This is a genomic window from Psychrobacter sp. UBA3962, from assembly GCF_002385225.1.
Lineage (GTDB): Bacteria > Pseudomonadota > Gammaproteobacteria > Pseudomonadales > Moraxellaceae > Psychrobacter.
This window is the reverse complement of record NZ_DGDC01000008.1, coordinates 1-8,217: the sequence shown is the minus strand read 5'-3', so window position 1 is coordinate 8,217 and position 8,217 is coordinate 1. Positions and strand designations below refer to the sequence as shown.

Genomic DNA, 8,217 nt, shown 5'->3' with positions numbered 1-8,217 from the left:
TATTTTTCGGGGTGATTACCCCCACAACAGATATATAGAGACTACGACTCCAATGAAATAGCGGCTGATAATAAGTATAAAGGTAAGCTTTTAAAAGTAACTGGAACTGTCGAAAGTATTAATAGTGATTTCGTAGATGAAGCTGTAGTAGAGATTACTGCAGGAGGCTTTTTAGAAACTGTTTCAGCCGAAGGCGATAGCAACTTTACTAATACAGCTGCAACTTTGAGTAAAGGTCAGGAGATTACAGTATTGTGTCGTGGTGCGGGGGAGATAATGGGTTTTCCGATGATGGATGACTGTGTCTTCCAATAAAATTTTTAAATAGTTCTACTAAAAGTAAGGAGTGCCGTTATGGATAACAAACTGCAGAATAGAGTTAAAAGTGAAGGAGAAATGTTTTGTAGTGACTGTGGCGAGGTAATAAGTAGTAAAGCGGAAATATGTCCTAAATGTGGTGTCAGACAAAAAAGTAGTAGCACACAAGCACCTAATGGTAAAAATAAAGTGGCTGCAGGAGTACTAGCCCTACTTGTAGGGGGGATTGGAGTACATAAATTTTATTTAGGTCAAATAGGGTGGGGCGTTATCTATCTTCTTTTCTTTTGGACGTTTATACCTGCAATAGTGGCATTTGTAGAAGGTATATTATTTTTAGTTATGTCAGATGAAGAGTTTGTTAGAAAATATGGACATAGATAGGATAATAGCTAATAAACGGTGGGAAATTTAACACTATTAGTTGTTCCAAATACGTTTCATTTAAGTGCTTATCAATAATCTTGCATTCCGAGCTTAGTTTGTTTGTGTGAGATCCCCTTTAAGATACTTTAAAGCCAATGAGTTTTATTAACGAATTGGCTTTTACTTTCTATATATTTTATTAATGAAAAAAGCTGTATTACTATTGTTTGTTGAAATATTAAAAAGTATGGAAATAAGTATATTTATCAAAGCATCAGCAGAACTATCCAAGTGTCGCCTGTAACTGGGTAATAAACCGTCTAGCGCATTAAAATCTAATCGACTGGCAGCTCATAAGCATAAATTTATCGACTAAGTGACGATTGTTTTAAAACATGGGCCTAATAGGCGGCTAACTTCATTTCAAGCTCATCTCGTACACCTTGGAGTAGCCTACTATCGTTGTTTATATCAGAAATCTCATCTTCATCTAGCTCACCAGATTCTACAGATTTTTCCAAGTCTCAAGCCTGAAGTCAATGGCTTGTAAGACAAATCTAGCATGCTTCATAGGTAAGCTTAATTCTATTTCGTTCATTTTGAATCCAGTTTTCAAAGCTTATCTATCCTATAAAACAGCAATAAAAAAGGATTTTATCCACGACAGATAAAACCCTTTGGCTTAAATTAAAGAAGCTTAACCTAAAGCCTTAGACCATATTTAGCGCATGCGCCTGTTGGTCGGTGTCCACAATGTTTGCTCCAAACCAAGCCAGCTCATTATGCAGTTGAGCCACTGCACCGACAATCAATAGGGCAGGGGTCGGTAGTGGATTTGCCTCATGTTTGGCAACGATGTCTTGTAGAGTCCCAGTCATCACTTGCTGCGTCGGTAAACTGGCCTGAGAGATAATCGCAATTGGCGTATTGGGATCTCGTCCTGCATCCATCAGACCCTTGGTCAATCGCTCAATCGAATGCAGTCCCATATAGAAGACTACTGTTTCTTCAGGATTGGTCAAAGCAGCAAAGCCGGTATTGGGCTCACCTGACTTTAAAAATCCAGTCACAAAGCGTACCGATTGAGCATGATCACGGTGGGTCAGCGGAATCCCAGTATAACAAGAAGCAGCTCCAGCAGCGGTAATACCAGGAACTACTTGATAGGGAATACCAGCAGCACGTAAGGCTTGTATTTCTTCACCGCCACGGCCAAACACAAAAGGGTCGCCGCCTTTGAGACGCACCACACGCTTGCCTGATTTGGCAGCATCAATCATCAATTGGTTGATACCTTGTTGCGCTACGGCATGATTGCTGCGTTTTTTACCGACAAATACTTTATCAGCATCACGGCGACACAGATCAAGTACTGCATCAGACACTAGAGCATCGTGATAAACAATGTCAGCTTGCTGCATTAAGCGTAGTGCTTTAAAGGTCAGTAACTCGGGGTCACCTGGACCAGCACCAACAATATACACTTCACCAATATTGGTCTGTGTGTCTAAATCTGTGTCCGAGCCATTATCATCTTTTTGCTTTAACAGTCGACTGTGCGTGGCTGCTAAGTCTTGTTTTAACGCTTGTTCGGCATCGGCTTCACGTCCAGCAAACATCAGCTCGCTGACCTTACCTTCAAACGCTTTTTCCCAAAACTGACGGCGTCCGGTTAGCGTTGGTATTTTTGATTTAACTTCATCACGCATATCACCAGCCAGTTTAGCTAGTTTGCCATAACCTTGTGGGATTAGGGTCTCTAAACGAGCACGGGTTAGGCGGGCCAGCACTGGGGCTTTGCCATTTGAAGAAATGCCAATGACAATGGGATTCCTATCGACAATGGCGGGGAAGATAAAGTCACATAGGGGCGGGGTGTCAACCACATTGACGGGGATATTCAAGGCTTGGCAATCAGCATGTACTTGATGGTTTAACGCTTCATCATCTGTACCGGCGATAACGATACGCTTACCCGTTAAATACTTTTTATCATATTGTTCTGTGATTAAGCTGTGTTTGTCATCGGACAGTAGTTGTTTTATTTCTTCGCTAATATGGGGTGCTAAAATGGTAATGTGCGCGCCAGCACGAGATAACAAGTCCGCTTTACGCTGAGCGACTTCGCCACCACCGACAATTAGCACGGGTTGATTGGTCAATTTAAAAAATAGGGGAAAGGTGTTCATAACTCAAAAACTTAAAATATAGAATATGAAGTCATTATGGCTTATTAACCTATAACTAACATCATAGAAGTTGATATTACTTAATTCATATTTATCATAAGAAGTTGATTTTAATATTTAAATACGACTTAACAAGCCGATATATACTTAAATTATTGTGATCGACAAACTCCGCTGCATTGCCACACTTTAATTTAGGAGACTGTATGAGTAAAAATCTAGACAATCCTAAGCAAGAACAAGATCTAAGAATTTATAGCTACATTGGCTTAGCACTGGTTACTATATATGGCGCAGCCTATTATTTATTCCCTGATACTCTACCTAGAGGTTCTTTCGATATAGTGTTAGGGGTTACGCTTATAGTATCTGAGCTGCTTAAAGCCATTAAGGGCGGCGATTATCATTTTTTGATGATGGTGCTTGCTGCATGGATTACTTTCAATGGGTTAGAAAAAGTTTTTAATCTGGATAGAAGTGTAGGAAATACTTTTTTAATGATAATGGGAGGCGTTCTTCTGATTAAGTTTCTTCATAATGCGGTAAAGGGTAAGTATGAGCCTTAACAGCCATTCGGCTGAGAAACTAATATTTGACTGATGTATTAAATTCAAATGTATCTCTCATAAAAAAACACCGCCTAACATAAGCTAGGCGGTGTTTTTTATTTAGTGGAACTGTCGAAATTATCGAAGCTTAAAAGCTATTAATTAACTAATAAAACTTATAGCTGAGTATGTAGACCACACTCACGATTTTCTTCCACTTTAGTAGGGTCGAAATAATCGAACTCGTTAGGTAAGTTGTTTTCTTCTAAGTAAGCGTCTAAATCTTTATCGTTTTTGTAGAACAAAGGCGCTACTTTCAATACACCGTCTTTTGACTGGCTTAGCACGTCAAGACCTTGACGGAATTCAGTCTGGTCTTTACGAATAGCGTTAAACCATACGTCTGGCTTTAACTCGCTAAGCGCACGTCTAAATGGCTCAAGTTTAACCTGCTCTGTGAACTCATCATGTAGTGGATTATTGACACTTGGGATGCCGTTCATGGTCGCGTCACGGTGAGCACTGGTTTGCTGAGGGATATAAGTCACCACGTTTAGGTTTAAGTCTTTGATAAGCTTATTAGCAAAGTCATAAGTAGCACGGGTGTTATAACCAGAATCTACCCACAATACCGTGATGTCTGGTTTTTGCTTAGCCACTAAATGCAGGATAGCTGATTCATAAGGACGGAAGTTAGTAGTGATGATTGGGTTTTCAGCTTTGGCCAATGCCCACTCAACGATTTGTTCTGGAGTTTTGCCTTGTAATTCTTGGTTGGCTTGGTCGATATTGATTTCGATAGTCATGTTTCATTCCTTAAAGGTTGGCTAAAAATAATCCAAAATACAAAGGGTCTAAAAATTAAATAATTAAGTTTGTTTATCTAAACCACTAAGCTTGCTTTCTAAACATTGGTAGCTGACTGGCTACGTTGCCATCATAAGAAGAGGGTAATACTGAGAAAGCCGCTTGAATATCATCTGTTAAATCTTCAGTAGCAATCACGAAGCTATCAACCCCAGCGCGCTGTAGATAGACAATCTGATCTCGGCCAAAGTGACCTGTGATTCGGATCTCGCCTGTAAAGCCCTTTTGACGTAAGTGACGGGCTTGGCTAAAGCTACGACCATCAGCAAATCCAGGTTGATATAGCACAATAAGATCTAAAGCATTTAATAAAGGTCGATCGCTGTTTTGGCAAGCCGCCAAAAGTTCATCTAATTGCTCAGTTGAGATGCTAGTATCAGCCCATAAACCCACTCGGCTAGTGTAATTGGCAATTAAAGCCAGTACTTCAGTCAATAAGCCTTGCGGTGATAAAATATCAGCCAGTGGTAAGATGACATCCAAGCGCTCTGACTTATGCAATAGCTCGCTTAAATGGATGGTCTTGGAGGCAATACCATCTGGTAATTCAGAGGTAAATAGGGCGTACCAGCTGTCCTCAGCGGTAATGTCCTTTGCCTGAGCGTCTAAAATGCTGTGATTACCCATATACGGCCTCCTTAAATGGCTTGATGCCCACACGTTGTACGAAGTCAGCGAACGGCTCTGGGGTATCCCCTTCGACATGACGCTGCTGGGTATAGACGTCCAATACCTTTTGTAAGGTTGGAGCCACTTCCTCTGTGGCCACTGAGCGGCCTAAGATATTGCCCAAACGAGTATCTGATTTTGAGCTACCACCCAAGCTGATTTGATACCAGTGCTCACCTTTTTTATCGACACCTAAGATACCGATATCACCCACATGGTGGTGCGCACAAGCATTCATACAGCCAGACATATTGAGCTGAATATCGCCCAAATCATACAGATAGTCTATGTCATCAAAGTGCTTTTCAATTTGCTCAGCGATGTTAAAGGTGGTGGCGTTCGCCAGCGCACATAAGTCAAAGCCTGGGCAGACGATCATATCGGTTAAGGTACCGATGTTTGGACGCGCTAAATTGATTTCAGATAACGCTTCCCATAGCGCATACAGATCGGTCTGCTTTACGTCAGCGAATACTAAGTTTTGCTGATGGGTACCGCGAATCTCACCGAAGCTGTATTGATCAGCTAGGTCAGCCAGGCGATCTAATTGCTCATGAGTCACGTCACCAGCAGGGACGTATTTGCCATCGACCAAGCCAGCCTTTAAGGAAACGACAACCGCACGATAGCCCGCTACTTTATGTGGCACAGTATTGCGGTGATACCAATCAGCGAAGGCTTTATTCTCAAATTGCTTGCTTAGCTCAGACTTGCTGGCAAGCTCATCAATTGTTTCGTAGTCAAACTCTGGGAAATAGCTTTTTGCGGTCTCAAAGTTCTCTTCGGTCAAGGTTAGTTCGCCATCTTTGGTGAACGTTTCCCACTCTTTTTCGACCAGCTTCGTGAACTCTCTAGCACCCATGCTCTCAACTAAGATTTTGATGCGCGCTTTGTATTTGTTATCTCGGCGACCATGTAAATTATAGACACGCAATATGGCATCTAGATAGCTTAGTAGGTGTTGACGTGGTAGAAACTCGCGAATGGTTTTACCAATGATCGGCGTACGGCCAAGACCGCCACCAACGATGACTTCAAAGCCAACTTCACCTTCGTCATTTTTTAGCAGATGCAGACCAATATCATGCACTTGAGTAGCCGCACGGTCTTCAGGGCTACCTATCACTGCAATTTTGAATTTACGGGGCAAAAAAGCAAACTCAGGGTGAAAGGTTGACCACTGACGGATAATTTCACAATAAGGGCGAGGATCTTCAATTTCATTGGCATTAACACCGGCATATGGGTCGGTGGTGGTATTACGGATACAGTTGCCTGAGGTTTGAATGGCATGCATTTGAACTGAGGCCAGCTCTGCTAGGATATCAGGCACTTCCTCAAGTTTAGGCCAGTTTAACTGTAGGTTGGTACGGGTAGTGAAGTGACCAAAACCGCGGTCATATTTGCGGGTAATTTCAGCCAGCTTGCGCACTTGATAGCTTGCCAATAATCCATAAGGCACAGCGATACGTAACATAGGCGCATGGCGCTGAATATACAGGCCGTTTTGTAGGCGCAGCGGCAAATATTGCTCTTCAGGTAGCTCTCCAGCTAAGAAGCGGCGGGTCTGATCGCGAAACTGCTCAACCCGCTCATCAACCATGGCTTGGTCGGCATGAGTGTACTTATACATAGTTAATATGCCCTTAGGTAACAAAAAATCATGTAGCTATACTAACCACGCCCCAAGTTTTTTATAAATTCATATCTGTCATATCTATATCCAAACACAGCATAGATAAGAATAAGTAAATTTCGTTAGTCTACTGTCATCACATTTACAAAGGGATGTAAGGGTTTGATTTCGACCTAATTTTTCGCATCCACCTAACCCTATGTTCAACCCACTAGATATTCAATTAACTGGAATCAAAACAACTGGATTTAAATATGACTGAACAGAAGATTGTAAAACGCCTTGGTAAAACCAGCATTGTACCGCCACATGGTAGCGAAGCGCTTAAGCCTTTATTATTAGAAGGTGAGGAGTTAAATCAAGCCTTAGCAAACGCCAAAAACCTACCACAAATTATCCTAAGCTCACGCGAGCGTGGCGACTTAATTATGTTGGGTATTGGTGGATTTACGCCACTAGATGGCTTTATGAATCAGGCAGATTGGCAAGGCGTAGTCGATGAGATGACGCTTAAATCTGGGTCTAATAAAGGCTTGTTTTGGCCAATCCCAATCACTTTATCGACCAGCAAAGAGCAGGCCGATACCTTAGCGCCAGGCGATGAAGTGGCATTGGTCGCTGAAGATGGCGAGATTATGGGGGTGATCACTGTTGAAGAAACCTATACCATTGATAAGGCTCATGAGTGTCAGCAAGTATTTACCACTACCGATGAAGAGCATCCTGGGGTAAAACAAGTCATGGAGCAGGGCGAAGTTAACGTTGCCGGTAGCGTTAAAGTCTTCAGTCAAGGCGAGTTCCCAACCTTATATCCTGAGATTTATAAGACACCTACTGAGACTCGTGCCTTATTTGAAGAGAAAAACTGGCAGACAGTGGCTGCGTTCCAGACCCGTAACCCAATGCACCGTTCACACGAATACTTAGCCAAGATTGCTATTGAGATATGTGATGGGGTGATGATTCACTCCCTACTGGGCGCGTTGAAGCCAGGTGATATCCCTGCTGAAGTGCGTCAAGAGGCGATTAAAACTTTAATCGATAACTACTTCAAAAAAGACACCGTTATCCAAGCCGGTTATCCGCTAGACATGCGTTATGCAGGTCCTCGTGAAGCCTTATTGCATGCGTTATTCCGTCAAAACTACGGCTGTAGCCATCTGATTGTTGGCCGTGACCATGCCGGTGTAGGCGATTATTATGGTCCGTTTGACGCTCAGGCTATCTTCGATGAGATTGACAAAGATGCGATGTTGACTCAGCCGTTGAAGATTGACTGGACCTTCTGGTGTAATGGCTGTCAAGCGATGGCTTCTACCAAAACCTGCCCGCATGATGCTGATCAACACGTTAAGGTTTCAGGCACTAAGCTGCGTAAAGCGTTGTCTGAGGATCAAGAAGTTCCTGAGAATTTCAGTCGTCCAGAAGTATTGCAGATTTTACGTGAATACTATGCCGGTATCGCCAAAGAAGAGCGTGCTGAGGTACATCTGGTAGGGGCGTCTGCTCAGTAGACTTATGCTTTAAAGCATGCCCTAAGTTGAGATAATTACTAGGGCGTGTCCGTAATTTGAAAAATACAGATAAAGCCCTATTTTAGCCCTTAACCGCTTTAATCGATGGT

8 protein-coding genes are annotated in these 8,217 nt (G+C 42.4%); 4 read left to right on the top strand and 4 right to left on the bottom strand.

Translation table 11 applies throughout. The features are described from left to right. Window positions 1–30: 30 nt before the first annotated feature. Entirely contained in the window at window positions 31–315 is a 285-nt protein-coding gene (locus B3S92_RS12130; protein ID WP_414706977.1) for an OB-fold protein, read from the top strand. Window positions 316–354: 39 nt separating this feature from the next. Further along, window positions 355–702, top strand: a complete 348-nt coding sequence (locus tag B3S92_RS02020; protein WP_296202216.1) for a TM2 domain-containing protein — start codon at window positions 355–357, stop codon at window positions 700–702. Window positions 703–1,394: 692 nt separating this feature from the next. Here B3S92_RS02020 and cysG read toward each other — a convergent pair. Then, window positions 1,395–2,873: a siroheme synthase CysG gene (gene cysG / locus B3S92_RS02015; protein WP_296202215.1), complete on the bottom strand. Its 1,479-nt coding sequence runs from the start codon at window positions 2,871–2,873 to the stop codon at window positions 1,395–1,397. Window positions 2,874–3,079: 206 nt separating this feature from the next. Between cysG and B3S92_RS02010 the strand changes: the two genes are divergently transcribed. Continuing rightward, the gene (locus tag B3S92_RS02010) at window positions 3,080–3,439 is read left to right on the top strand and encodes a hypothetical protein (RefSeq protein WP_296202213.1); all 360 of its coding nucleotides are present in this window, start codon (window positions 3,080–3,082) and stop codon (window positions 3,437–3,439) included. A gap of 158 nt (window positions 3,440–3,597) precedes the next feature. Here B3S92_RS02010 and B3S92_RS02005 read toward each other — a convergent pair whose 3' ends face one another. The 3 genes from B3S92_RS02005 to B3S92_RS01995 all read right to left on the bottom strand — a co-directional run bounded on the left by B3S92_RS02005 (window position 3,598) and on the right by B3S92_RS01995 (window position 6,590). Next, entirely contained in the window at window positions 3,598–4,227 is a 630-nt protein-coding gene (locus B3S92_RS02005; protein ID WP_077450848.1) for a phosphoadenosine phosphosulfate reductase family protein, read from the bottom strand. An 85-nt stretch (window positions 4,228–4,312) separates the two neighbouring features. After that, window positions 4,313–4,915 (bottom strand): DUF934 domain-containing protein, encoded by a 603-nt coding sequence (locus B3S92_RS02000; RefSeq protein WP_296202212.1) that lies wholly within the window; start codon window positions 4,913–4,915, stop codon window positions 4,313–4,315. After that, window positions 4,908–6,590, bottom strand: coding sequence for a nitrite/sulfite reductase (locus tag B3S92_RS01995; RefSeq protein ID WP_296202211.1), 1,683 nt, complete (start codon window positions 6,588–6,590; stop codon window positions 4,908–4,910). Before B3S92_RS01995 ends, B3S92_RS02000 begins: the two co-directional genes overlap by 8 nt. A 257-nt stretch (window positions 6,591–6,847) precedes the next feature. Between B3S92_RS01995 and sat the strand changes: the two genes are divergently transcribed. Then, window positions 6,848–8,107 carry a sulfate adenylyltransferase gene (gene sat, locus B3S92_RS01990; RefSeq protein WP_296202210.1) on the top strand — a complete coding sequence of 420 codons (1,260 nt, stop codon included), beginning with the start codon at window positions 6,848–6,850 and terminating at the stop codon, window positions 8,105–8,107. Window positions 8,108–8,217 lie beyond the last annotated feature (110 nt).